22 protein-coding genes are annotated in these 23,655 nt (G+C 48.9%); 15 read left to right on the top strand and 7 right to left on the bottom strand.

The annotated features are described in order from the left end of the window. The first annotated feature begins 57 nt into the window (after positions 1-57). The 3 genes from ACRJJO_RS00110 (at position 58) to ACRJJO_RS00100 (ending at position 3,683) form a co-directional block, all read left to right on the top strand. Positions 58-549 (top strand): dihydrofolate reductase, encoded by a 492-nt coding sequence (locus ACRJJO_RS00110; protein ID WP_431063987.1) that lies wholly within the window; start codon positions 58-60, stop codon positions 547-549. A gap of 134 nt (positions 550-683) precedes the next feature. After that, positions 684-2,681, top strand: a complete 1,998-nt coding sequence (locus ACRJJO_RS00105) for a multicopper oxidase family protein (RefSeq protein ID WP_431063986.1) — start codon at positions 684-686, stop codon at positions 2,679-2,681. Positions 2,682-2,861: 180 nt separating this feature from the next. Continuing rightward, positions 2,862-3,683, top strand: coding sequence for an AlbA family DNA-binding domain-containing protein (locus ACRJJO_RS00100; RefSeq protein ID WP_431063985.1), 822 nt, complete (start codon positions 2,862-2,864; stop codon positions 3,681-3,683). A 652-nt stretch (positions 3,684-4,335) separates the two neighbouring features. Here the strand turns inward: ACRJJO_RS00100 and ACRJJO_RS00095 are convergent. From ACRJJO_RS00095 to apaG, 3 genes are all read right to left on the bottom strand, one after another. Next, positions 4,336-4,776, bottom strand: a complete 441-nt coding sequence (locus tag ACRJJO_RS00095; protein ID WP_431063984.1) for a hypothetical protein — start codon at positions 4,774-4,776, stop codon at positions 4,336-4,338. 732 nt (positions 4,777-5,508) lie between these two features. Further along, entirely contained in the window at positions 5,509-6,342 is an 834-nt protein-coding gene (locus ACRJJO_RS00090; protein WP_431063983.1) for a symmetrical bis(5'-nucleosyl)-tetraphosphatase, read from the bottom strand. Positions 6,343-6,344: 2 nt separating this feature from the next. Next, a complete protein-coding gene (gene apaG, locus ACRJJO_RS00085) occupies positions 6,345-6,722 on the bottom strand; it encodes a Co2+/Mg2+ efflux protein ApaG (RefSeq protein WP_404358705.1) in 378 nt (125 codons plus the stop codon). A gap of 80 nt (positions 6,723-6,802) precedes the next feature. On the opposite strand from apaG, the gene ACRJJO_RS00080 reads away from it, so the two are divergent. From ACRJJO_RS00080 to ACRJJO_RS00065, 4 genes are all read left to right on the top strand, one after another. Next, positions 6,803-7,324, top strand: a complete 522-nt coding sequence (locus tag ACRJJO_RS00080; protein WP_431063982.1) for an ankyrin repeat domain-containing protein — start codon at positions 6,803-6,805, stop codon at positions 7,322-7,324. A gap of 76 nt (positions 7,325-7,400) precedes the next feature. Further along, positions 7,401-8,630: an NADP-dependent isocitrate dehydrogenase gene (locus tag ACRJJO_RS00075; protein WP_431063981.1), complete on the top strand. Its 1,230-nt coding sequence runs from the start codon at positions 7,401-7,403 to the stop codon at positions 8,628-8,630. Then, entirely contained in the window at positions 8,627-9,763 is a 1,137-nt protein-coding gene (locus tag ACRJJO_RS00070; RefSeq protein WP_431063980.1) for an efflux RND transporter periplasmic adaptor subunit, read from the top strand. Before ACRJJO_RS00075 ends, ACRJJO_RS00070 begins: the two co-directional genes overlap by 4 nt. Continuing rightward, positions 9,760-10,428 carry an ABC transporter ATP-binding protein gene (locus ACRJJO_RS00065; protein WP_431063979.1) on the top strand — a complete coding sequence of 223 codons (669 nt, stop codon included), beginning with the start codon at positions 9,760-9,762 and terminating at the stop codon, positions 10,426-10,428. Before ACRJJO_RS00070 ends, ACRJJO_RS00065 begins: the two co-directional genes overlap by 4 nt. 632 nt (positions 10,429-11,060) lie before the next feature. Here ACRJJO_RS00065 and ACRJJO_RS00060 read toward each other — a convergent pair. Both ACRJJO_RS00060 and ACRJJO_RS00055 read right to left on the bottom strand, forming a co-directional pair. Further along, on the bottom strand, positions 11,061-11,900 hold the full coding sequence (locus tag ACRJJO_RS00060) for a 23S rRNA (adenine(2030)-N(6))-methyltransferase RlmJ (RefSeq protein WP_431063978.1): 840 nt from the start codon (positions 11,898-11,900) through the stop codon (positions 11,061-11,063). 225 nt (positions 11,901-12,125) lie between these two features. Further along, positions 12,126-12,878, bottom strand: a complete 753-nt coding sequence (locus ACRJJO_RS00055; protein ID WP_014150254.1) for a DUF5765 domain-containing protein — start codon at positions 12,876-12,878, stop codon at positions 12,126-12,128. Between the two features lie 906 nt (positions 12,879-13,784). Here ACRJJO_RS00055 and ACRJJO_RS00050 point away from each other — a divergent pair. From ACRJJO_RS00050 to ACRJJO_RS00030, 5 genes are all read left to right on the top strand, one after another. Then, on the top strand, positions 13,785-14,588 hold the full coding sequence (locus ACRJJO_RS00050) for a response regulator (RefSeq protein WP_431063977.1): 804 nt from the start codon (positions 13,785-13,787) through the stop codon (positions 14,586-14,588). A 159-nt stretch (positions 14,589-14,747) separates the two neighbouring features. Beyond that, positions 14,748-16,256, top strand: a complete 1,509-nt coding sequence (locus tag ACRJJO_RS00045) for an ATP-binding protein (protein WP_431063976.1) — start codon at positions 14,748-14,750, stop codon at positions 16,254-16,256. A 66-nt stretch (positions 16,257-16,322) separates the two neighbouring features. Then, on the top strand, positions 16,323-17,009 hold the full coding sequence (locus tag ACRJJO_RS00040; RefSeq protein ID WP_431063975.1) for a response regulator: 687 nt from the start codon (positions 16,323-16,325) through the stop codon (positions 17,007-17,009). A gap of 222 nt (positions 17,010-17,231) precedes the next feature. Next, entirely contained in the window at positions 17,232-17,615 is a 384-nt protein-coding gene (locus tag ACRJJO_RS00035) for a hypothetical protein (RefSeq protein WP_431063974.1), read from the top strand. 127 nt (positions 17,616-17,742) lie between these two features. Beyond that, a complete protein-coding gene (locus ACRJJO_RS00030) occupies positions 17,743-18,231 on the top strand; it encodes a DUF6515 family protein (RefSeq protein ID WP_431063973.1) in 489 nt (162 codons plus the stop codon). Between the two features lie 104 nt (positions 18,232-18,335). On the opposite strand, the gene pgl is transcribed toward ACRJJO_RS00030, so the two are convergent. Next, a complete protein-coding gene (gene pgl / locus ACRJJO_RS00025) occupies positions 18,336-19,019 on the bottom strand; it encodes a 6-phosphogluconolactonase (protein ID WP_431063972.1) in 684 nt (227 codons plus the stop codon). Between the two features lie 914 nt (positions 19,020-19,933). Between pgl and ACRJJO_RS00020 the strand changes: the two genes are divergently transcribed. From ACRJJO_RS00020 to ACRJJO_RS00010, 3 genes are read left to right on the top strand one after another with little or no spacing between them, the layout of a single operon-like run. Then, positions 19,934-21,613 carry a carbon starvation CstA family protein gene (locus tag ACRJJO_RS00020; protein ID WP_431063971.1) on the top strand — a complete coding sequence of 560 codons (1,680 nt, stop codon included), beginning with the start codon at positions 19,934-19,936 and terminating at the stop codon, positions 21,611-21,613. Further along, positions 21,610-21,882: a cory-CC-star protein gene (locus ACRJJO_RS00015; protein ID WP_404358681.1), complete on the top strand. Its 273-nt coding sequence runs from the start codon at positions 21,610-21,612 to the stop codon at positions 21,880-21,882. The genes ACRJJO_RS00020 and ACRJJO_RS00015 overlap by 4 nt, the downstream gene beginning before the upstream one ends. A 4-nt stretch (positions 21,883-21,886) precedes the next feature. Then, entirely contained in the window at positions 21,887-22,894 is a 1,008-nt protein-coding gene (locus tag ACRJJO_RS00010; RefSeq protein WP_431063970.1) for an ArsA family ATPase, read from the top strand. Positions 22,895-23,345: 451 nt separating this feature from the next. Here ACRJJO_RS00010 and ACRJJO_RS00005 read toward each other — a convergent pair whose 3' ends face one another. Further along, complete coding sequence (locus ACRJJO_RS00005) at positions 23,346-23,615, bottom strand: transposase (protein ID WP_431064211.1); 270 nt, start codon at positions 23,613-23,615, stop codon at positions 23,346-23,348. Positions 23,616-23,655 lie beyond the last annotated feature (40 nt).

Here is a 23,655-nt window from a genome sequence, read left to right as displayed (position 1 = left end):
GTATGATGAATTCCAAAACAAATCGTCCAAGAATAGCAAAGACCCTTTTTTAAAAAAATGAAAATATCTCTAATCGTCGCCATGTCTAGTAATCGTGTGATCGGTATCGATAACAGCTTGCCGTGGCATTTATCTGCGGACCTGAAAAAATTCAAGTCCATCACGATGGGATCGCCGATATTGATGGGCCGTAAAACGTACGAGTCGATCGGCAGGCCGTTGCCGGGACGGACTAATATCGTTATTACGCGTAACACTGATTACCGGCCATCGGGCTGCGAGGTGTATAACGATATCGAAAGCGCGATGGCAAGTTGCCGCAATCATAACGAAATTTTCGTGATCGGCGGTGCGACATTTTACGAGGCCATGCTGCCGATAGCCGATAGCCTATACCTAACCGAGGTTAGGCGGACGTTCGAAGGCGATACTTTTTTTCCGGAAATCGAGGCTGATCATTGGTTGGAGACGCATCGTGAAGATATTCACGATGACCCGGACGTTTCTTTCGGGTACAGTTTTGTAAAGTTGGAACGAATAAAAAAATAAGTAGATTAATCCCAGTTTCCTAGTACATCGTAATAACCAAGATGAACAAAACGGTGGAAGCAAGACCACGCGGTTAAGAGGTGTTGTTATCGCGCATCCGTTCGAAAATTATAATTACAAATGAGGAAGGAATAATGTCAAGTATCATCAATCCACAACGGCGTCAATTTTTACAATATTCGTTTTTCGGCGTGGCCGCCGCATCCCTGCCCGGCATCAGCGCCGCGGCGATGAAACAAATCAAGAGCGAACCCTCCCCCGACTTCCATCCCGATGTCGAAATTGAATTTACCTCGCGTAACGCTTTCATGCCGATTTTAAGCAATGGGGAGAAGTCTAAAGTACAAAAGTATTATGGCAAGCTATTGAAAGGACCTGAGAATACTCTGCAAGACCTCGGCGATAATTTTTTGGGACCGGTTATGAATCTGGTCAAAGGCCAAAAAGTCAGGGTTTATTATAAAAATCGGTTAAACGAACCGTCGATCATCCACTGGCACGGATTGCATGTGCCGCAAGCGAGCGACGGGCATCCGATGTATACGATAGGCCCCGGCGAGCAATATGTATATGAATTTGAAGTGATGAATCCGGCCGGCACCAGTTTTTATCATTCACATGCACATGAAGTCACCGGCGATCAAGTGTATTTCGGTTTGGCAGGTTTGATTCAAGTCACCGACGAGGCCGAAAAAGCCTTGGGATTGCCGAGCGGCGAATACGATGTTCCTCTGGTGCTGCAAGACAGGCGCTTCGATGCTAAAAACCAATTGCGTTATGTGCGCGGCATGCATGACAAAATGATGGGCTTTCTCGGCGATAAAATCATCGTCAACGGCAAAGAGGATGCCGAATTCTCTGTCAAGACACGCGCCTACCGGTTTAGGGCCTTGAACGGTTCCAATTCCAGAATCTATAAATTGGGTTGGGATGACGGTACGCCGTTGACCGCGATCGGCACCGATGCCCATTTACTGGAAAAGCCGGAAACCCGCCCCTATATTATGCTGGCGCCCGGCGAGAGGGTCGATCTTTGGCTCGACTTTAGCGGACGCGAAGTCGGGTCGAAGCTCGTTTTGTATAGTTTGTCTTATACTGGCGCGATGCCTCCGATGTACGAACGCATGCGCGGCATGCAAAGCGATCATGGCGGCATGGATGATGACCCGGCAAATGAAACCCGCGGCATGGGTATGGGTATGGGGATGATGGGCGGCGGAATGATGTCGGGCGGCTTAGCGCAGGGCGCTAAATTTGCAGTCGCTACTTTCAATGTTACCGCAGCAGCCGAAGACTCGCCCAAACTACCGACGAAATTGGTCGCCTTCGATCGTCTGACCGAGGCAAGCGTCGACAATGCCGCTAAACCGATTCCGATCGGGATTTCCGAAAAACCGATGCGACCGCAACTGAACGGCAAATCGTTTACATTGGATCATGTATTCGATTTTGAAAAGGTTAAACTAGGGTCGATCAAAAAAATCAAAATTTTTCATGATCATGGCCCCGGAGGAGGTCAGCACGGCGACGCAAAAATGGATCACGGCGCTAAACCGAAAGACGATTCGGCTATGCAGATGGAGCATGGCGCCGATAAACAAGACGATGAATCGATGCAAGACGGTCATGGCCGAGGCGGCATGGGTAAAATGGGCGGCATGCGGCATGGCGGCGGCATGGACATGATGAGCGGTATGCAACATGACGGCGATGCGCAACAAGCCAATCATGAAGGCGGAATGGGCATGGGTCGCGGCATGCGCGATCGTAGTGGTATGCGTGGCATGCGGCACGGCGGCGATACCGACATGCAAATGGGCGGTGGTATGCAAGAAGGAGACGGCATGGGTATGATGGGCGGAATGAATCTATCGATGGCGCATCCGATTCATTTACACGGTCAGCAATATCAAGTTCTATCCCGAAAAATCGGCCCGATGGGCTCGAAAGGCTATGAAACCGTTAAGGATGGCTTTATCGACAGCGGCTGGAAAGATACGGTGTTGGTGATGCCTGGAGAAGAAGTAGAAATTGCCAAACCCTTCCAGGATTTTAAAGGCCTGTTCTTATACCACTGTCATAATCTGGAGCATGAAAACTTAGGTATGATGCGGCAGTTCTTGGTTGAATAGACGATTCATGCCGGGTTTAACTAAGATCCTCCGGCATGATTTTGGTATTCATTTTTCCCTTCTCGAAGACGCTTATATGGATGTAAGCGGTAGACTAGACTGCGTCGGGAACTGGCAGTCGAGATGGAGTATTAACTCGATGAGTTTAACGAATTCATATCAGGCTAATTTAATTCCACTATGCAGTTTCTGACCAGTTTAGTTTTATTTCGTACCCGGCATTGGGTTGTTTTATATTTTATGGCCGCCTTGCTCGGTGCCTTGATCGGCTTTTTCTTTTTATACCCGATCAACGAATTCGTTTATTACTTCGAACACGAACGCTACCGACCCGATGCAGCGAGCGTGATTCGATATGTGACCGGTGAAATGATGGATTCGCTGGGAGGCAAGACACCGATGAAAACAACGTTTTATGCATTCGTCGGCGCTAGTTTAGGCTGCATTACCGCGTTGCTTTACAATGTCATGCATCGGCGCTGGCTGCAAATCCAACAGCTAACGCATGAGCTGGACAAAGATTTAGAGGCGCTGATTAAGCAGGGAGAAAATCCGTATTTGGAATTTAAGTCGTCACTGCGCTGGGATATCGTTGAAAATCGAGTTAATCGCGCGCTCGAAGGCGTCGTGATCAAGACCTTGGCCGGCTTTATGAACGGACAAGGCGGCACATTATTGATCGGTTTATCCGACGAGGGTGAAATTCTGGGTTTAGACAAGGATTATCAAACGTTGAAAAAACCCGGACGCGACGGATATGAACAACTGATCATGACCATGATCGCGACAAATATGGGCGCCGATATCTGTCAATTCGTCCGGGTCGTTTTTCATGATCTCGACGGTTTGGATATTTGCCGCCTGATCGTGCTGCCGTCAACACGCCCTGTCTTCATTCAACAAGGTAACAACCCGAAGCTTTATTTGAGAACCGGCGGCGGTACCCGAGAGTTGAATGTACAAGAAGCAATGGATTATATGAAGGCCCGCTGGCATAAATAGCTGTTATTCCTTTCGCACTTCAAATTTCGACAGTGCCAGAAGAGGCGCCCGGGTGTCCGGTCGATTTTCGCTCCTGCAAAATCGACATTCACGCCATCCATGGCGCTCACAAAGGCTTTGCCAGCATGGATCTACATGGACGTATTTACGGCGTCCTTTAGCGGATACCCAGGCGCCGAATTTTGATCTGCGACGGGTATATACCGGGTTCCGAAAATGCCGTTTACCAATAACCGCTACTCTCGAAGATTCATGCGGAAAACGGCCTTCGCGTTTTTTCAGAAGGCGCGGGCTTTGGTATGATCGTCTCTTAATCCCTTTATACACAAAATGAATTGCACTTGTTAGTTGAATCCGCGTCGGCTAAAAAAAGCTATGTATGCGGTAATAGTTGAAAATACCTACCACTACCGGAAGTACTTAAAAATTCAAAGTGAATTGTAGGGTACGCTGCGCGCACCTAATGTCGGGGCACAAGGCAACAACCTGAGGGCACGTTAAACTCAGGTGGTGCTGCTATGGTACGCGTAGCGTACCCTACAGCCTTCAAGTTTCGAGATGAGTGCCGTATTAATTTCAACTATTAACGCGAACATAACCTAAAAAATGGGGTATTCGGATTGGTTAGTTGTACGAAATTTTTTCGCCGACTTCAAAACTGGTCTATATGCTGTTGCAACAGTTTTTTTACATGGTCGGACTTTATCAAGTCAAAGTAGGTAAGTAACTTTTCCTTGTCCCGCAGGTCGTCCGCATCTAATTCCCACAGGGCTTTTAAATCGTCCTTAATTTCCTCGGCGACCCTTTTATCGTCGGCTATCACGTTGTACCTGGAATTAACTAAATCGATCAGAGTTACTTCATTAACCTGGAAATCTTTGCACAGGCTTTGTATGTTTTCCTCGAGAATTTCAAGCGCTTCATGCTTGTCGAATGCTAGGCAAAGAACATTTTCATAAGTGACTTTCAAATTATAAAAGCTCAGCGCTGTTTCGCTTTCATTTAGATATTCTTGAAGTTCATTTTTCAGCAAATCGAAAAGTTGGATTTTTTCATGCAGGGATAGCATGGAGACGTTGGGAAGCTTGGTCATAAAATATTTGCTAATTTGTAAATTTAAAACGGAAAGGGAAGTGCTAAGGATTTGGTCGAAAATAACTTCCCTATTTTATGGAGGGTACGGTTGCTCGATTGGCAGGTGTCGGCGGCAGGGCAGATTTTTGCTCCTCGGCAATTGCTGAGTTACAAGGATGTAATGAATGCAGAAAATGCAGGAGCATTTTTCTGCCCTGCATCGCCTAAAGCGCCTACTGTTGGCGCCCTAATACACGCTATCCATGGCGTAATGCAAAATCTGCATTCATGCCATCCATGGCAATCAGTCGCCGCCGTCAAGCCTACACGGATGGTTTCACGGCGTCCTGTCAAGCGAGTTACCGAACCCTCAACAAAGCTCATAGTTCCAGGAGGTTATTTATCACGAAATCCTAAAATCACCGGAGCTAAACTTTCTTCCTGATCTTATCGATAGCTGAACGGTCAAACTGATCTGGAAAGGTTATCCAATTAGCGCCTTTGACCTGGTAAAAAACACAACGTCAGCTATCAAGAGTGGCGAATTCACAGTCACGGCCAAGCGCAGGCTGTAGCGCCTTGTTGTGCGGTTGAAAGCTGGCGCTTGCTGTAAAAAACTCAGGATCAAGATCTATTCCGATATTCCACTCTATGGCGTCAAAAGACACGCGAATGAGGAAGCAATACCAGCGATGGTACTTTGCTTGTCAACACCTGATTTCGAATACCCAAATATTGAAATACCAATAAATTAGTTCTTTTTCTGCCTAGGTTTCATAACGCCTTCGCAATCGATACTGACCCGGAACACATTGTCTCCTAGATGTAACGCGGTTAAAGCACCGCCCCAGAGACAGCCAGTATCGATGCAATAACAATTGTTGCCCCGATAGTAACCGAGCGAGGACCAATGTCCGAATACGATGCGCAAATCGGCGTTTTTACGGTTGGGTATTTCAAACCAGGGTTTTAAACTCTTGGGCTGAGTTCCTGGCGGTCCGTTATGAATAAAATCGAGCTTACCATTATCATCGCAATAGCGCATGCGCGTAAAACAATTGATAATAAAACGTAGCCGGTCGACGCCTTTTAATTGAGGCGACCATACATTCGGCTTGTTGCCGTACATGTCTTTGAGAAAATTGGCATAATTGGAATCTTGTAGTGCATTTTCCGCCAGAGCGGCCATTTCGCGGGTCGTGTCGAAGTCCCATTGCGGGGGCAGGCCGGCATGCACGAGACAAAACTCGTCATTGTAATGAAACAGCGGCCGATGTCTGAGCCAATCGAGCAGTTCGTCTCGGTCCGACGCCTCGAGGATTTCGCTCAGCGAGTCTTTTTTGCGCTCGGATCTAATCGAACAAGCCGTGGCGAGCAAGTGTAAATCATGATTGCCCAGTACGGTCACGGCCGAGGAACCAAGCGATCTTACGAAACGTAGGGTTTCCAACGATTTAGGCCCGCGGTTGACCAAGTCGCCCGCAAACCAGATTTGATCGGTGTTTTCATTGAATCGAAGCGCATCCAATAGCCTGAGCAAATCGTCGTAGCAACCTTGAATATCACCAATCGCATAAATGGACATGGTTAATGTAAGGTTCTAGGAATCGACAGCGTGAACTTAGGGATATAAGCTTCAAAATCCTCGCCGTCATCGGAGCACATCGAATATTTGCCTTGCATCACGCCTACCGGCGTTTCGATCATTGCGCCGCTGGTATAACGAAATGATTCGCCGGGTTTGAGATAGGGTTGTTCGCCGATGACGCCTTCGCCCGTAACCTCTTGTACTTTGCCGTTGGCATCGGTAATCAACCAATGCCGAGTCAATAATTTCGCCGGAATCATGCCGGCATTGGTGATCGTAATCGTATAGGCGAAGACGTAACGTCCTTCTTCCGGGTATGATTGCGTTTCGATGAAATGAGGGATAGCCTCGATAATGATTTTATTTTTTGTGCTCATCGACGATGGTATAAATTATGAATGCTAAATTGATTAGTATTTCAACTTAACTCGGTTTTAAACGCAAGCAACTATTCAAAATGAGAATCAACAGAGCGTTTCCAATTCTATTGTTTTTGTTGCCTTTGAATGCCTATGCGGCAAGCGCTACTGATTTGTTTTCCGCCGCGGTCGGCGGTAATCAAGCCCGAGTCGAAGCGCTTCTGGCTCAAGGTCTCGATGTTAATAGCGCAGCTCCCGGCGGGCGTACGGCATTGATGGGGGCGAGTTTCGGCGGTAATGCGCGGATTGTGCAAACTCTTTTGGCTTACGGTGCCGATGTGAATATGGCCGATAATACCGGAACGACAGCGTTGATGGATGCATTGATTTTCAGTCATGAAAATATCGTTAACTTGTTGATAACGGCAGGCGCCGATGTCAATGCCAAAGACAATCAAAATATAACGGTATTGGGCCGAGCGAAAAAAGTCGGTAATGAGCGCATCATCAAAATCCTCGAGCAAGCAGACGCTCAGGAAGCGCCGGAAGTCGAAGAAACGGAGCCTGCGGATGAAGAAGGCGAAACCCCTGCAGAAGAACAAGAAAAGCCTGAAGAATAGGGAGGGCAATCGAGATATTCGTAAGCATTTAAAGCTATACTTTCCTACCTAAACCCAATATCTAAAGGAGCGCGGCATGACCAAAATCCCCGTTAAAACGCCGGTTGTCGAACTGGACGGCGACGAAATGACCCGAATAATTTGGCATTTCATCAAGCAGGAATTAATTCTGCCCTATCTGGACCTGACGATCGACTATTACGATTTGAGTATTCAACAACGCGATGCGACCGAAGATCAAATTACGATCGATGCTGCACATGCGATCAAAAAACACGGCGTCGGCATCAAATGCGCGACGATTACACCGGACGAAGGACGTGTCGAAGAATTCAATCTGAAGAAAATGTATAAATCGCCGAACGGCACGATACGAAATATTCTCGACGGGACCGTATTTCGAGAACCGATCATTTGCCGAAATGTTCCCCGGTTGGTGCCGAATTGGACGCAACCGATCTGCATCGGACGTCATGCTTTCGGCGATCAATACCGCGCGACTGATTTTATAACGAAAGGCAAGGGTACACTGCGCATAAGCTTTACGCCGGATGACGGCGGCGAAGTTCAGGATTTCGAAGTCTATCATTTCGAAGGGGACGGTGTGGCCTTGGCAATGTACAACAACGACGAATCGATTGCGGGATTCGCACGCAGTTGCTTCAATGTTGCATTGGATCGCGGCTGGCCGTTGTACCTGTCGACCAAGAACACGATTCTGAAAAAATACGACGGGCGCTTCAAGGATATTTTCGAAGCGGTCTATCAGGCCGAATACAAGGATCGTTTCGCCGAGATAGGCATAACTTATGAACATAAGCTGATCGACGACATGGTCGCATCGGCATTGAAATGGAATGGCGCATTCGTCTGGGCCTGCAAGAATTACGATGGCGACGTGCAATCCGATACGGTCGCGCAAGGTTTCGGTTCGTTGGGACTAATGACTTCGACCCTAGTGACTCCGGACGGTCAAACCATGGAGGCCGAAGCTGCTCACGGCACCGTCACGCGGCATTACCGTATGCACCAACAAGGCAAAAAGACCTCAACCAATCCAATCGCATCGATTTTCGCCTGGACGCGGGGCCTTGCATTTCGAGGCAAGTTGGACGGCAATCAGGCCTTGATCGATTTTTGCGATACGCTTGAGAAGGTTTGCGTCGAAACCGTCGAAGCCGGGCAAATGACCAAAGACCTGGCGCTGTGTATTCACGGAGACGACCTGAAAGACTCGCATTATTTGACTACCGAAGACTTTTTAAACGTGTTGCGGACGAATCTGGAACAGCGCCTGACAACATGAGTCGGTCTGCACTGATTAGCCTTGCGGTGATAGGCGTCATCGTCGGCGCTTATTATTACGCGAAACGACCCAAGCCGGTCGAAGTCGAGGTCTATGTCTTGACTGAAGGCGAGGTCAAGGCGACTGTATCGAATACCCGCGTCGGCACCGTAAAGGCTTGCCGTAGATCCTATTTGGCTCCGGCTACCGGCGGCCAGGTGGCAGCATTGCATGTCGCGGAAGGCGATGGCGTTAAACGAAATCAATTATTGCTCGAAATATGGAACGACGATTTGAAGGCGCAAGTCGAGCTTCAATCGGCACAAATCAAAGTCAATCGAGCCAATGCCGAACAAATTTGCGAACTCGCTGCCGGCACCGGACGAGAGGCCGATCGGCTGGTTAAGTTGCAACGTAGCAAACAATTCGTTTCGGTCGACATGGTCGACAAAGCCGTGACTCAGGCCAAGGCGCAACAAGCCAACTGTCGGTCTGCCCGCATTAACGTCGAGGTCGGTATTGCGAATTTGAATGTCGCCAAGGCTGCCGTCGAGCGCACGATAATACACGCGCCGTTCGACGGTGTCGTCGCTGAAGTCAACGCCGAAGTGGGCGAATTCGTCACGCCGTCGCCGCCCGGCATTCTCACGTTGCCTCCGATCGATTTGCTGGATCTCAATTGCTTGTATGTCTCGGCGCCGATCGATGAAGTCGATGCCGCACATATCAGAACCGGGATGCAGGCTTGCGTATCGCTCGATGCGTTTAGCGGCGAGCGTTGCTCCGGCAAGGTATCGCGCATCGCGCCTTATGTTTTGGAAAAGGAAAAGCAGGCGCGCACCGTCGAAATCGAAGTCATATTAACAGACCCGAAGGATCTTGAAGGTTTGATGCCCGGTTACAGCGCCGATGTCGAAGTGCTGTTGGCGCGTAAGGACAGTGCCTTGAGATTGCCCGCCGAAGCGATTTTAGGTACCGAGCGGGTTTTGTTGATAGGAGCCGACGGCGTTCTTGAAGAGCGCCGCTTCGAACCGGGTTTGGCGAATTGGAGTTTTACCGAAGTCGTGTCGGGGCTCGACAAGGGCGATCGGGTCGTGTACTCGGTAGGCCAGGAAGGCATCGAACAAGGCGTTGCGGTACGCGAAAAACAATGATTCGCCTGGAAAACATTCATCGGTACTTTCAAGTCGGGGAACAGTCGGTGCATGCGCTCGACGGTATCGATCTGACAATTGAGCACGGCGAATACCTATCGGTGATGGGGCCGTCGGGTTCCGGGAAGTCGACCTTATTGAATGTGATCGCGCTGCTGGATCAGCCTAGTTCCGGTCGCTATTTTTTAAATGACCGGGATATTACACAGTACAGCGATGACGAATTGGCCAAAGTGCGACGCGAAAATATCGGCTTTGTGTTCCAATTTTTTCATTTGATCCCACGCCTGACCGCCGCCGAAAATGTCGAAATGCCGATGATGCTGGCCGGAATCGACCGCAAGGAACGGCAACAGCGAATTGAAACAGCCTTGAAGCAAGTCGGTTTGTCCGATCGAGCCGGCCATCGGCCCGATCAATTATCCGGCGGCCAGTTGCAGCGCGTCGCGATCGCCCGAGCGATGATCATGAACCCCGGTATTCTTCTGGCCGACGAGCCGACCGGCAATCTCGACAGCAAATCGGGCGCCGAAATCATCGATCTATTGGAGCGCCTTAACGAGCAAGGCGTGACTTTGATTGTGATTACACACGACCAGTCGATCGGCGAGCGGGCTAAGCGCAAGATTCGTATCGTGGACGGCAAAATCGAAGCAGAAACGTGAATCGTGACAATATTCTAAATTCGGCAGTTTAACCATGAAACACATGAAGTTCATGCGGTATTTCAAAGATTATCTAAACTTTCTTGCTAACCTCTTGGGTGACTAAAAATCAACCTGATTGCTTAGAACCTTCAGTCAATTTGATTTGGCTTAAAGTTCCCGCCTGGGCCCCGTTAGGCCGCGCCGAGCACTGGCGATTTTGCCGAGAACAGCCCGCTAGGGGAGCGGCAGGGATGCCGCTCGTTTTCGGAGGGCTAGGGATAGCCCTTCCGAAAACCCTCGGCAAAATCGTCAGCGCGCAGGATGCAGCGGCCTCCGGGTGTCTTTTCTTTTGGATACTTTTCTTTGGACAAGCAAAGACAAAATCGCCTGGAGCGATTTTGAACAGCTTTAGCTGGCCCGAAGGGCGAAACCCAGGGATTGGGTTTCGTAGCAGTATCGTGGCTGTCGGTCCGCGAACCGACTACACATAAGCGTCGCGATAGCGATACAAAGCCTTTTTTTAGTTTTCAAATAAACTGAATCTTATAGTTAATCAGGAAACTTTATACAAATGCATAATAAGTCATTGAATTAACTTCTTATTATTTATGATCTTCATGGTGAATTTTTTTCTAGGATTATCCAGCCATTTATTCTGGAACCAACCAATCAACAGACCAAGTTCCCGCACCATCCGTAAGCCTATCGTTCAGCCAAGGCAATAATTCGCGGGCCTGGCTTTCCAATTGCCAAGGCGGATTGATGAGCAACAAGCCCGATCCGGTCATGCCCAATTCCTCGCTGTCCGGAAGCACACAGTGTTCGATCCGCAATTGTTTCCTAATGCCGGTCTCGGCAAGTTCCGCCATTAAATTATCGACCGTTTCCCGGCGAATCACGGGATACCAAAGACAATACACGCCGGTAGCGAAACGCCGGTACGCTTTAGTGAGCGTTTCAACCACGCGACTGTAATCCTCCTTCACTTCATAGCTCGGGTCGATAAAAATCAATCCTCTTTTTTGTACCGGAGGCAGTTTTTTCATTAGATTTTTTAAGCCGTCCTCTTGAGCCACGCTGATTTGACGTTCGTTACGGTAGCGTTCTTGCAAGAACGCAAAATCGCTACCGTGCAGTTCGCTAAGTTGCATTCTGTCTTGAGAACGAATCAGCGCTCGGACAAATTCCGGCGACCCGGGATAATGGCTTAGTTTATTATCGGTGTTTAACGAGCGAACGCCATCAAAATAATTATCAAGCAAAGGATGAGAGGTTTCGTTGGGATATAGACGTCCAATGCCTTGTCGGTATTCGCCGGTTTTTTCGGCAAAGGGCGACTGCAGAAAATAGGCGCCGGCGCCGGCATGTGTGTCGATATAAACGAAGGGCTTGTCTTTTTTCTTGAGTTCGATGATCGTCAAACAAAGCAGGCTGTGTTTGAGTACATCGGCGAAATTGCCGGCATGAAATCCGTGACGGTAGCTGAGCATGATTTTGGCTTCGCACTAGAAATTTTAATAAGGCGGGAATGCATGCCGATCTTGCCTCGGCAGCCAAGGTATGGGTTCCCACGGAGGACCGTGGGCACCAGAAAAATAGATTCGGCGCCATCCCTGGCAGCCGGATTCCGGCGATCCTTACCGGACTGACGCGCCCCCTGTTGACAGCGATGTCAATGAGCCGGACAGCGCGCCGTTTTAGGCCATTTTAGGCCGTTATAAAGCGTCCGACACTTGGCGATGATAATAAGGCCATGTTTTGACATGCAAATGCTTACGAATTGGCGTTTTGATAACCGATACGCATAAGGCGATCGAAAACAGACACCAAACAGCGGCATATTCGTTCGGGTCAGTCGTGGTCAGATCGGAAACGAACGGACCGATCAAGTAATGGAATCCGACAAAACGCCAAGATCCGTAAAGTAACGGCAGATAGAAAGACACCAAAATGTATGTAAAGGCATGCAAACCCCAATCGAAACCGAATAGCCAGCTTTGCGGTTCGGACATTAAGCCGTTCAATGGCATTTGCCAAGCGATATGCCAATCGCCGGATACCGAACAGGTCGCCGGTCCGCAAAAACCTTCGACACCGATTTGGCATGATCCTGCCCAATCGAAAGGAAACATTTTAACCAACATTGCTAACGATCCCATCGCGCAAATCGTATAAACAGTCGTACGAATTTTTAATTTGACGCTTTCCGGAATGAAATACATCGCGACCATATTGACGAAAAATGGCTGAAAAGCGATGTGAACATAACCGAAAAGCGTCAATATCTGATTATTCGGATTGTCGCATAGATTGATGTAAACGTAGGTTGCCGCTTGCAGAAGTTCCATCAGTGCAAAATACACCAATGGAATCCACAATTCGTTCGATTCGCCTTTCCTGGCGACATAAACCGCCGTCGACAGCCCTGCGGCAGCCAAAACGGTCGATGCTTCTCCACTCCAACACATATTCCTATCCTCATTTGTTATAGTTATAGAGATCCCGGTTTTAGCGGGCCTTTTTAGTACGATTTTATATACCTTTCGCACTTCAAATTTCGGCAGTGCCTAAGGAAGCACCGGGGTGCTGGCATAGAGTCTACATGGATGTTTCACAGCGTCCTTTGACGAGTCCCCGGTGCCGAATTTTGATTTACGATGGGTATAGTTTTACCTGATTAGCAAGTTTTTTCAGCTAAAGCCCAAAGATCAGCATATCCTTAGCCGTACGGGGTTCGCAAGCCATGCGCGTCAAGCTAAAAACGGCCAACCCACATCACGTTTTTTCCCAAGCTCCAGCTTGGGAAAGCCCCCCGGAAGCTCCCCCTTCCTTCGACAAGGCTCTCCTGAGCGCAGCCGAAGGGCTCAGGGCAAGAGCTTCCTGAGACCGACACAACCTCCGCACATTCTCAATCAACCCCGACTCGCTCGTTCAATCTTTCTTGATTGTCGGGAAGCTAGAGCTTCCTGAACAGGTTACCCAAGCTGGAGCTTGGGTAACAGCATATTTTAGTTTTTGCGACTACGACTGGCCCCTGCTCGGACACTTGGCTTCGGCAAGCTGAAGCATCTTGCTAATCAGGTAGTTTTATTGTTTCGACTGAATTGGCGTAATTTATTAGAAGCCGAAACCGTGCGCATGATTATATTACAAAGCTTCCGGTTTATTGATTTCATTCGTAAAAAATTTAGTCGTGATTATATCCGGGCACGAGACTACAAAAGGCAAGTAATACGTCTAAACTTAAAAAATATTGAGTCAGTGGTGAACGGTTAGCAGGGAGTAGACTTTATTTGACTAAGGATACAATGGCTTTCAAAATTCCGCTAACCGCTAACCGCTAACCGCAACGGGAACGCATCAATCAACCGCTTATGACATCTTTAAAAATAGAAGACCTATCGATTTTACTGGTCGAACCTTCATCGACGCAGCTTAAAGTCATCATCAAACATCTTAAAGAAGAAGGGATTGCCAATATTGAAGGGGCGGATTCGGGTGATTCGGCTTTGACGATATTGTCCGATTATAAGCCCGATCTAATCATTAGCAGTATGTATTTGCCGGACATGACGGCTGCCGAAATGATTGTCAAAATCAAAGTCAATGAAGAACTGAACGACGTTCCGTTTATGTTGATATCCAGCGAGACGCGGATTTCAGCCTTGGACCCGATCCGGCAGGCCGGCGTCGTGGCTATATTACCCAAGCCCTTCGATCATGACAATTTGCGAAGAGCCTTACGATCGACGATCGAATTCATCGAACCGGAAGAACTCGAGTTGGATAATTATGCGATTGAAGCCTTGCGCGTCTTGGTGGTCGACGACAGTTCGATGGCGCGTAAGCATATCGTTCGAGTGTTGAATAACATGGGCATCACTCAGATTACCACGGCCAATGACGGCAAGGCGGCGGCCGAGCTATTTCAAGAGACTGGCGAAGCCTTCGATTTAATCGTGACCGATTACAACATGCCGGAAATGGATGGACGGGAGCTGGTCAGTCATATCCGAAACGACCGACAAAATACCTTCATACCGATTCTCATGGTCACCAGCGAATCGAACGAAACCCGCTTGGATCAAGTTCAGCAAGCCGGCGTATCGGCGATTTGCGACAAGCCGTTCGAGCCGCAAAACGTTAAGGAAATTTTATTCCGGGTGTTGAACGGCTAACGTTCCTTAATTTTTGCACAATTACCGGCAACAATGAGCTATCGCTTAATGGGTAAAGCTTGTGCGCCAATCTATATACTTCGCGCGTCCACATTTGCTGTTTTCTAACTCGCTATTTTGTTCGATAGCGGCGTTGCGAAAACAGTTACATAGCTTGCTATGCACCTGTTTTCGCGCTTTGCTCTCGAACAAAATAGCATTGCCATAAAAGCCGCAAACATGACCGCTCGAAGTATACGTATCAAATTATTCCTGACTTTCCTGCTCACCACGCTGCTTTTGGTTTCGGGGATGTATGCGTTTATGCGCTGGTCTTTGGATCGGGGGTTTAACGAATTCATCAAATCAAGACAGCAGGAGCGCGTGTCGACGCTTATCGAAACGCTCAGCGATTATTATGGCCATGATCCCGATTGGGAAAAATTGGCTGCTAATAAACAGTTGTGGATTGATTTGTTATGGCAGTCCGATCATCGTCGTCATCGTCCGCCGCCTATTTTGATAGAGCGGGCGCAAAGCGAACCGTCCGGTTATTGGCCTCCAGCTATGCCGGAAAATTCGATGAACCGCCGTTATACGCCTTTCCAGCTGCGCGTCATGCTGTTGCGCGCCGATCGAAAGATCATATATGGACGCGTCGATGCCATCGAGCAGTTAGAGAAACTGGAGCCTATCCATTACCAGAACGGTATTGTCGGGTATTTGGGAATTTTGCCGGGTAAAACGCCCAGCCAACCCGGCGAATTGCGATTTATCGAGGGTCAGGCTAAGGCTTTTGTCTGGATTGCCTTATTGATGATATTGCTCTCCGCCTTTCTGGCCTGGCTATTGGCTTATATGCTGGGAAGGCCGCTAAAACGGATAACCACGGCGGCGAAAGCGCTTGCCATCGGCCGATACGATGTAAGGCTTCCTGTCGAATCGTCCGACGAACTCGGGCATTTAGCGCGCGATTTTAACGAATTGGCAACGGCGTTGGAACGGTCCGAACAATCGAGACGGCGCTGGGTCGCCGATATTTCCCATGAATTGCGTACACCTTTGGCGGTGCTGCATGGAGAATTGGAGGCCTTGCAAGACGGAATCCGTCCGCTGACAGCCGAAGCGGTCGATTCGCTGCTTGGCGATGTCATGAGACTGAATCGTTTGACGGAGGATCTTTATCAATTGGCGCTTTCAGATCAAGGCGCGCTTAGCTATCGCAAGCAAAGCCTCGATCCGATTCCAGTGCTGCAGGAGGATATCGCCGCCTTATCGCCGGAATTCGATAACCGGCAAATCCGCTTGCAGTTGCTGAATCGTCTGACTAAAACCGTGCACATTCATGCCGACCCGGACCGATTGTCGCAACTATTCCGCAACCTATTGAGCAACAGCGCCAAATACACCGATGCCGGCGGTTGTTTAAAGATCGTCGTCATACAAAAAAGCGGTTTGTTGATTATCGAATTCGCCGACAGTGCACCCGGCATTTCCGAACAGGAAATAAGGCATTTATTCGATCGCTTTTATCGAGTCGAAAGTTCTCGCAGCCGACATCATGGCGGCGCTGGTCTAGGCCTTGCCATTTGCGCGAATATCGCCCATGCGCACAACGGTACGATTACAGCCGGGAAATCAAAATTGGGCGGGCTTAACATCCGTATTGCGTTACCGTTAATATCCTAGAAAAGCTGCATTCATGATAGCAATGGCGATTGACAATGGGAGGCATTTGATCTGAGGAATATTTTTATGAGCCGTATTTTGATCGTAGAAGACGAACTCAAGCTGGCACGGCTGGAGGCGGATTATTTAAACAATGCCGGTTATGCAACCGAATGCCTCGATGACGGTCTTAAAGTGGTACCCTGGTTTAAGCAAAATCCGGTCGATTTGATTTTATTGGATTTAATGCTGCCGGGTAAGGATGGGCTGGAGATTTGCCGAGAAATACGGGCTTTCAGTACCGTGCCGATTATCATCGTGACCGCACGTATCGAAGAAGTCGACAGATTGTTGGGCTTAGAATTAGGCGCGGATGATTATATTTGTAAACCATTTAGTCCGCGCGAAATGGTCGCGCGCGTCAAGGCGGTCTTACGCAGGTTGAAGCCGCAAGAGGTAAGCGGCACCGAAGGTCCGATATCGCTCGTTCCGGAAAGTTTTCGGGTCCGGGCGGGGCATAAGGAAACCGAATTGACTGCGGTGGAATTTCAATTGTTGCAGGCCTTATACGATCAGCCCGGACGGATTTTTTCGCGGTCGAAATTAATGGACTTGATTTATCAAGATCAGCGAATCGTTTCCGATCGCACGATCGATAGTCATATTAAAAAGTTGCGTAAGAAATTATCGGACTTGTTACCGGGACAGGAGTTAGTCCACTCGGTTTATGGCGCCGGCTACCGTTACGAACCACAAGTTAACGGTGAGCGGTGAGCAGTAAGCGGTTAGTAGTAATAGCAATAAAGGGTATAGGGTAAATCTCTATTTTTATCTCTGCGTTACCGGCAAAAGAGAGTTTTGAGTTTTTGCCGTTGTCATGCACTTTCACAATGTTTCCATAATTGCTGCAAATTGTTTACGCATTTGGCGTTTATATTAATCATCAAGAACGGAGATAAACCGTTCTTTTATTACTAACCCCAAGAGGATAAGATCATGAACAAAAAAATCATCGCAATCGCAATCGCATTGGCACTTCCGTTGACTGCAGCCGCATTTCCTCCCGGCAGCGGAAAAGGCGATATGGAAGGCCGTCATGGACAAAGAATAGAACGTTTGACCAAGGATTTGGACTTGACTGAAGAACAACGCACTCAGCTGGAATCCATCTTCAAGGAACAGCATGAAAAATACAGAGCGATCCACGAAGAAACCCGCCGCCGTATGCAGGAAGTGCTGAATGATGAGCAAATGCAAAAAATGGAAGCGTTAAAACAGCAGCGCCATGAAAAATGGAAAGAAAAACGCGAGGAAAAACGTCAAGAGAGACGCCAGGAAAGACAGGAAAGAAAATCCGGCAAAACTGTCGACGCACAATAAGCGCAACGACTTGATCTTCTAAGCAATAGACAATGAGCGCGGCTGAGAAGGCAAGTATCGATGGACAAAATGCAACCGCAAGCCAGGGACGGATAGCGGTTTCACTCGGTACCACCGGGAGGTCGTTATGAAAGGTCTAACAAAAATAGTCGTCTTGGCCATCAGTGCGATGCTGTTGATGAATAGCGCCGTCTATGCTCAAGATCACCGGTCTCGTTCGAGCCGGCACAGTCATTCGAAACAACGGACCGCGCCGCCGCAAGCGCCGCGATCACGCATATATTCGACGCCTAGGCGACACTACACGCCGGCGCCGCCCTATCCGCATTATTATAAACCCGGTTACCGGACTAGGCCTTTGCCTCGCGGCGCATCAAGGGTAGTCGTCGATCGTTCAAGTTATTATTTTTATGACGGCTTTTATTATGAGCCGTTTCAATCCGGCTATATCATCGTCGATGCGCCGATCGGCGCGATTATAGCGACATTGCCGAGATTGCATCATCAAGTGATGTGGCGAGGTTCGCCGTATTTTGTCGTAGGCAATACGTTTTATCGGAGGCACCCGAGGGGCTATATCGTCGTCAATAATCCGGGCATTGTGCTTTGGCGATAATCTCTACTTCAACTACAAAGAACACGGAAGGCCCGAAATTTAAAATTCGCTCTCCTTCGTGTTCTTAGTAGCCGGTCTCGGCGAGAGGCTTGTTGACAACTATCTCAAGCATCGCCTAAAGCGGCCTCATCGATATAAACATCGACGCCGGCTTCCGGTCTGATTAATGCGACCGGCAGGACTTCTCCCTGACGCCATTGCTTCACGGCTTCTTGCTTGCCGGCTCCAGTTACTAAAAACAACACCTGCAAGCTATTACTCAGGGTTTTAGCGCTCAAAGAAACCCTTTCCGGCGGCGGCTTCGGCGAATTGAAAACGGCATGTACCGTTTCATCGGTTGAATGAACGTGGCCTGGAAATAAGCTCGCGGTATGTCCGTCTTCGCCCATGCCTAACAAGACCATATCGAATCGTCCGGCCAGTTCGATTGTTGTGCGGTAGGCTTCGGCCGCTTTTTCCGGGCCGAGTTCGGCCGGCATCGTATGGATTTGTCCGGCAGGAATAGAAACCTTATCCAAAAATACCGAGCCGGCCATGCGGCTATTACGCTCGGCATGATCAACCGGTAAACAGCGCTCGTCTCCATAATAAATATGCCAGTTACTCCAATCGTCCGAGCTTTCAGCTAACAATTGATATACCTTTTTGGGCGTGCTTCCTCCCGCCAAGACTAATTTGAAGGCGCCTCTTGCCTCGATGGCTTGTTCGGCGGCTGCAAGGATCTGTTGTGCAGCGGACGCGGCAACTTTGTCCGCTGTCGTAAACGAATGCCAATGGATTTTTTGCATGGTGATAAGTCCTCTTGCTATGTAAATAATGAGTAAATTGTATCAGTTCCTTCACGCGGAGCGGGTTATTTAACCTGCTCCGAACGTTCCGATTTGCTTGGGCTACGGTCGAAACGTTTAGGACGGGTTTACAAATCTTGTCCCGGTAAGTTGGAACTTGGAAGTCGACGGCCCCCTCAAACTTAAAGCTTAAGGGACAAGAAAAATCAGAATCTGAAGAACGGCACATGTTTTCGAGCTTAATGTACGAACTTTTTGTGCAACGAGTTTCGTAGTCAAGTGCGAAATTAAACCTGACCCTGAGGTATCCCCACGAAATAGCCAAATAAAACAATTTGCTATGGCTAAAAATTGATAGATTTATTGATTTTTTATCGTTCCTACGCTCTGCGTGGGAATGCATCCCGGGACGCTCTGCGTCCCCAGAGGTCGATAATCCCGACAAGATCAACCAGACATTCTCTACAGTTTCTTAATCCAATTGCCCGCGGCAGTCGACGCAGAGCGTCTAAAGCGGCATTCCCACGCAGAGCATGGGAACGAGCGTTTTGTGGGGATACATCAGAACCTGACCCCTTTTTAGCTGTTGGTTGAATGCAGGTTTTGCAGGAGCAAAAATCTGCCCTGCCGCCGACACCTGTTGGTCGAGCGAACCCTGTTCGGAACCGGTCATTTCATTGCTGAGCTTTTGCGTATCGAAAAATTAGATAAAGAGTCCCAATCTGCGAACTTTCACTGTAATCGGCAACTTATATTGATGTTCATCATCCCGTCTACTCAAACAAGCCGCCATTTTTGTTATACCTTTCGCACGTCAAATTTCAGTAATGCTCGGGGCTTAATTTGATCTACGAGGGGTATAATCGGCCGGATTTTGATAATCTAGGGCACTTTTTCTCTCAAGAGTCGGTTGAATGAATGCAATTTATCTGATGTTAATGGGCCTGGCCGCAATGGCGCTGGGTTATTTTGTCTACGCCAAATTTATCTGCGAAAAAATCTTTAAAGTCGATCCTAATTTTCTGACTCCGGCCCATGAATTGAACGACGGCATCGATTATGTACCGACCAACAAATATGTACTATGGGGGCATCATTTTACCTCCGTCGCCGGTGCCGCGCCGATTATCGGTCCCGCCATCGCCGTGATCTGGGGCTGGGTGCCGGCTTTCATTTGGGTGGTGTTAGGCACCATCTTCTTTGCCGGCGTGCATGATGCCGGCGGCATCTGGGCCAGTAACCGCAATCAAGCCAAATCGATCGGTTCGTTGACCGGCGATATCATCGGCAAACGCGCCCGCAGCTGTTTCATGATCGTGATCTTTCTGTTGCTGCTGATGGTGAATGCCGTGTTCGCGGTCGTCATTGCCCGCCAGTTGATTGGTTTTCCCAGCGCGACGATACCGGTGTGGGGGGCTATCGTTGTGGCGTTGATCATCGGCCAACTGATTTACCGCCGTTCTATCGGCTTGATGAGCGTTACGTTATTAGGCGTCATTGCATTGTATGCGATGATTTATGTAGGCGCCAAACTGCCGGTTTCATTGCCTGAGCAAGTAGCCGGTTTAAACGCCAACCAAAGCTGGATCATTATCCTATTCGCTTATGCTGCGATCGCTTCGTTATTGCCGGTGTGGGTGTTGTTGCAACCGAGAGATTACATCAACGGCATTCAATTGTTCATCGGACTGATTTTGTTTTATGGTGCGGTATTGGCTGCAGGACCGGAGATTGTCGCCCCTCCCTTCAATACCCATTTGCCGGAAGGCACGCCGTCGATCATTCCGATTTTATTCGTGACCATTGCTTGCGGCGCCATCTCCGGTTTTCATGGCTTGGTGTCGAGCGGTACGACTTCCAAGCAGTTGGATAAAGAGCCGGATTTACGTTTTGTCGGTTATTTCGGCGCGGTCGGCGAAGGTTTATTAGCATTGTCGGCCATCATTGCGACAACTGCGGGATTTTCTACGCTAGGCGACTGGCAAGCGATTTATCACAGCTTCGGGCAAGGCGGCGTCGGCGCATTCATCCAAGGCGGGGCGAATATCCTGCAACAAGGTCTTGGGCTGGATAACGTTTTGGCGGAAACGCTACTAACTGTGATGGTCGTATTGTTTGCCGGTACCACAATGGATACCAGCTTGCGGTTACAGCGCTATATTTTTCAGGAATGGGGTGTTATTTACCGGATCGGTTGGCTGCAAAAACCGCTTCAGGCGACTCTATTGGCGGTCGGTTCGTGTTTGCTATTGGCCTTCGGCGTCGGCGGCGACGGTTCCGGGGGGCTCTTGATATGGCCGTTGTTCGGTACAACCAATCAATTGTTGGCAGGATTCACGCTATTGGTGATTACGGTCATGTTGGTAAAACGCGGCCGGCCGATGTGGTATACCCTGGCACCGTTGCTGTTTTTACTGATTATGACCACGCTGGGCCTGCTAATCCAGCTGAAAAGTTTTTTCGACCAACAAGACTGGTTCCTGCTGTCGCTCGACATCGTAGTATTGATCGCCGCCATCCTGATTTCTCTGGAATCGAGCTGGGTACTCGGTAAACAAATCAAAGCCAATAAAGCGGAGGCCGTCAATACATGAAATTGAACGAACTAAAGGCCTTATTCGACCGGGCCGATCATTACGCCGAAGCGTTCTATAACGCCCCCTATCGAGCGGCTATCGCCCGCGCTCGCCGCGAGCAGGACGATCTCTTCATGTTGCTGGTGTTCAGCGAAATGATGGGGGTGCCCAATCCCGTCAGTTATTACACATTGGAATTACAGCCCATCCTACTCGAACGTTTTCACGACTGGCATCGGCGCATGGGCATGGAGCACTCGCCGCTGGACCATATCAAATGCTGTTGATGCGATGAGTTTGATAACCGAAAAGCGGATTCTGTTGGTCGGCGGCAAGGGCGGTGTCGGAAAAACCACGGTGTCCTCGGCGCTTGCCTTACTTGCCGGCCGGCGCGAAAAAAAAGTGCTGCTGGTTTCGACCGACCCGGCGCATAGCCTGGCCGATGCATTCGGCTGCAGGATCGGCGACAACATCACCCGGCTGGCGGCCAATATAGACGGCTTGGAATTAGACCCCGACCGCGAAGTGGAACAACATCTGGAGCGGGTGAGCATCCAACTGAAGCGGTTTACCCGACAGGAAATGTATGGTGCGATCGAAAAACAAATGCGCTTGACCCGTCAATCGCCGGGCGCGCAAGAAGCCGCGATGCTCGAACGCATTGCCAATACCCTAACACTGGGACTCAAGGACTACGATCTGACCATTTTCGATACGGCACCGACCGGCCATACCTTGCGTTTATTGAGTCTGCCCGAAGCCATCGCCGCTTGGACTCAGGGCTTGCTAAACGCCAATCAACGATCGGAAAAATTGGCTGAAGTTCTCGAGCACTTAACGCCTAAAGCCGGGCGCGACATCGATAATCCGCTGTCCGATCCAAAAGAGCATGCCACGGCAGGTATGGACGCACGCACCAAGGCTATCGCCGAAACGTTGCTGACCCGGCAGCGCTTGCTACAGCGAACCCGCGAACTGTTTCAAGACAGCGAGCAAACGGCCTTGCTGTTTGTCTTAACGCCCGAAAAATTGCCGATTCTCGAAACCGTACGCACCGTAAAAATCTTGCAGCAAGAGCGGCTGCCTCTAGTCGGCTTGGTCGTCAACCGCATATTGCCGGAAGAAGCCGAAGGTGATTTTTTAGCGCAACGCCGTCGGCAAGAAAAAATACATCTACAGCAAATAGACCAAGACTTTAGCGAACTACCGAGATATCCGATTCCATTACAGGCAACCGACATACAAGGCATCGACGGGTTGAACAGAATGGCGGATTTATTAAAAAATGCAGGGTTATGATGGTATTTTTCAAGCGGTTTATCGGGGATGGTATAAGCGCCAACTGAACGGTCATTCTATAGTGCATTTGCATCATTGTTTATCCTAATGGCATGAATTGACGATATCCCGGACGTAGGGATATGACGCTAAGGATTTCGCGAAAAATAACTTCCTCGAGTTATGAGCTTTGTCGAGGGTTCGGTAACTCGCCTGGCAGGACGCTGTGAATACGTCCATGTAGGCTTGACGTCGGCGACTGATTGCCAAGGATGGCATGAATGCAGATTTTGCAGGAGCAAAAATCTGCCCTGCCGCCGACACCTGCCAATCGAGCAACCGAACCCTCCAAAAATAGGGAAGTTATTTATGACCGAATCCTAAGCATTGCTATCCCTGGTATTTAGATTTCGAAAATCCATGCCGGACTGACGCGTTTGTTAAATTTGGCGCCTATAGAGCCCGTGATTAATTAAGCTACATTCGAAGCGTATTTAGTATCTTCCAGTCTGAAAAAGGAGCTAATACGTTCTGCATTGTGCTTCAATGAATCCAATGCAAAAATAATCCGTTCTTTTAAATCAGCTTTATTTTTTATAGGTTGCTTCCCCAAACGGTTATTTTTAATTTCATTCCAAACTTGTTCATCCGGGTTGAATTCAGGTGCGCGTTTGGGCAAGAAATAAACCCTTAATTGGGTCCTATGCTCATTGACATATTGGCGAACCGGTTTGTAATCAATTCTTCGAGAAACTCAATATAGCGTTCCCCGTTAATGGTGC

Source organism: Methylotuvimicrobium sp. (assembly GCF_050611805.1).
Lineage (GTDB): Bacteria > Pseudomonadota > Gammaproteobacteria > Methylococcales > Methylomonadaceae > Methylotuvimicrobium.
This window is presented reverse-complemented; position numbering and strand designations above follow the sequence as displayed.